Genomic DNA, 2,285 nt, shown 5'->3' with positions numbered 1-2,285 from the left:
CCAACCGCCCAACCGTGCTGGTCATCGACAAAGAACACCGCGGTGAGCATCTGCCGGGTCGGCACCTTGGCCTGGATCCAGTTGGCGCCGTTGTCGTCGGAGTAGAGGATATGGCCACGATCGCCCACAGCCACCAGGCGCTGGCCGACGCGGGTGACGTCCAACAGCAGTTTTTTCACTGCTTTCGGCGACTCGATCGAGTAGCGGACAGTTGAATCGGTGGCGGTTTGCGCCTGCAATGGCGCGGCAGTGAAAATCACAATGAACAGCACACTGCAGAGCGAGAGCGCTTTAGCCAGCGGCGAGTAGAAGCGCAGCGCCGGTGCGTTGAACAGACCGGCCCGGGTGCGCCGCATGACGGGCTCACTCATATACCTTCCCCCTTTGTTGTTATCGGTGGTGCTGCTTTTCTAGCAGACCTCCTATGCTATCGGGCTTTCGAAAGGCCTGACAATCGGCGTGACGTTATGTTTTGTTAAGGCCGGCCCACGTGATTGATCGTTTATTCGACGCAGTGATACGCACGGATGCCATCACTGTAGCGGCCTTTTGCCAACACAACACGAACATCAAGCTGCGCGGCGGCGACGCAGGGTCGCCGGGACATAACCGCCATGCGCAATCGGCCGACTGCAGTCGATGGCGCTCGTCTCCTGGTGCACTGCCTTTGGCGAGCGCCCTATCGATCGCGGATTGCTCGAGGCATTTGGCTGGAACAACGGTCGTTTGGAGACGGCCGCAGTAGGCGGGGATTTTTCACAGGCACCGAGCTCACGGGAAGAAAATCAACCTACCCGGAAGATCGCCGTAAAGGCGCTGCTTCAGCTCCACACCGGTTAGTGGCCGCCCCTGGGGCAACCTGGGCAATCGCTGCAACTCGCCCATGAGCGGACAAAGCAAACACCCGAAACCCGGGGCATTCCGCGCAAGCCGTGGCATACTGCCATCGGTCTGACAGCACAACAAATACAAGTACTGCAGGGTGGGCAAAACTGCCGACCATAAGCACGTCGACAACTCTGGGCATGCCGGCATCCATCAGCCTCATGCACCGATAGATAGCGGGTTATCCCCATGCCATCACTGCTCAAGCGCCTCATCCCATTGCTATTGCCCATCTGCCTGGCCAGCCCGGCCGTGAATGCCGCAGACGACTGGCAGGAGCCTCCGGCAAACCCGCTGATACTGACGGTCACAGGCGAACTGGGCTGCTGCCCGCAGGGCCGGGCCTTGTTCGACCTGCAGCGCCTCGATGCCCTGCCCCAGGTGGAAGTGAAAACCCTGACGCCCTGGACCGACCAGGAAGACAACTATCAGGGCGTCAGGCTCAGCGTTCTGCTCGACCAGCTCAAGGCCCAGGGCCAGCGCATCGACGCCACCGCCCTCAACGACTACAGCATGCTGTTGAGCCTGCCAGCCGCGCGCCAGTACCCGGTGATTCTGGCAACCCGCAAGAACGGCAAGGTCATGAGGGTACGCGACAAGGGTCCCATCTGGGTCATCTACCCGCTGAGCGACTTCCCCGAGCTGCGCAAGGAAGAGCATCACCAGGCGATGGTCTGGCAACTCAAATCGCTGAACATTGGCCGGTAAACGCCGATGCGTCGCCTGCGCTACCTGTTCCTGCTGTTGATTACGCTGGGGTTCGCCATTGGTATCGCGACTTCGCTGGCCTACAACCAGCGCAATTCGCAAATCACCTCGGCGCGCATCCAGCTTTCCGCCTGGTCGCTCGCCCAACTGGAATTCGACCACCTGCGCTTCGTCAACACCCTGCAACTGTTCCAGGCGGGAGGCGCCTCCCGGGAAAAGCTGCAATTCGATTACGACCTGCTCTGGAGCCGACTCGAAGCCTTTCTCACCGGCCAGGAAAACAGTGCCATACGCCAACGCTTCAATGCCGGCGAGATGGTCGCACAGTTGTTCGCCCAACTGCGCGACGATGAAGCACTGTTCTTCAGCCCCGACCTGCAAGCTGGCGCGCCGATCGAGCAGGCCATCGAACGCTACAACCTGTATCTGAAGCCTATCCGGCAAGTGATCATCAACAACTTTACCGGCCCGGAAGCGGCGCGGATTATCGACGAGATCCACCATAACCAGCGCCTTAGCCACTTGCTCCTGCTCGGCCTGCTGTTCTGTGGCGGCGGGCTGATCCTGATGTTCTATCTGGAGACACGGCGCAATCGCCTGATGGCCCGCCACGACCCCTTGACCAACCTGCCCAATCGCAACAGTTTTCAAGCCCTGCAGAACGATACCAGGACCGCCGGCTGCTGCGCCCT

Annotated in this window: 3 protein-coding genes; 2 read left to right on the top strand and 1 reads right to left on the bottom strand. The window is 60.4% G+C overall.

Going from position 1 to position 2,285, the window contains the following annotated elements; translation table 11 throughout:
* A partial coding sequence (locus ABZE94_RS21210; RefSeq protein ID WP_372878172.1) for a WD40/YVTN/BNR-like repeat-containing protein occupies nt 1–371 on the bottom strand: 371 nt, incomplete at its 3' end.
* 703 nt (nt 372–1,074) lie between these two features.
* Between ABZE94_RS21210 and ABZE94_RS21205 the strand changes: the two genes are divergently transcribed.
* Nucleotides 1,075–1,593 (top strand): hypothetical protein, encoded by a 519-nt coding sequence (locus tag ABZE94_RS21205; RefSeq protein WP_372878170.1) that lies wholly within the window; start codon nt 1,075–1,077, stop codon nt 1,591–1,593.
* Between the two features lie 6 nt (nt 1,594–1,599).
* Nucleotides 1,600–2,285, top strand: a 686-nt coding sequence (locus ABZE94_RS21200; RefSeq protein ID WP_372878168.1) for a hypothetical protein, incomplete at its 3' end; no start/stop codon positions are given.

This window comes from Pseudomonas sp. (assembly GCF_041601375.1).
In the GTDB taxonomy this organism is placed as follows: domain Bacteria; phylum Pseudomonadota; class Gammaproteobacteria; order Pseudomonadales; family Pseudomonadaceae; genus Aquipseudomonas.
Note: the sequence above shows the minus strand (reverse complement) of the source record. Positions and strands in the feature narration are given on the sequence as shown.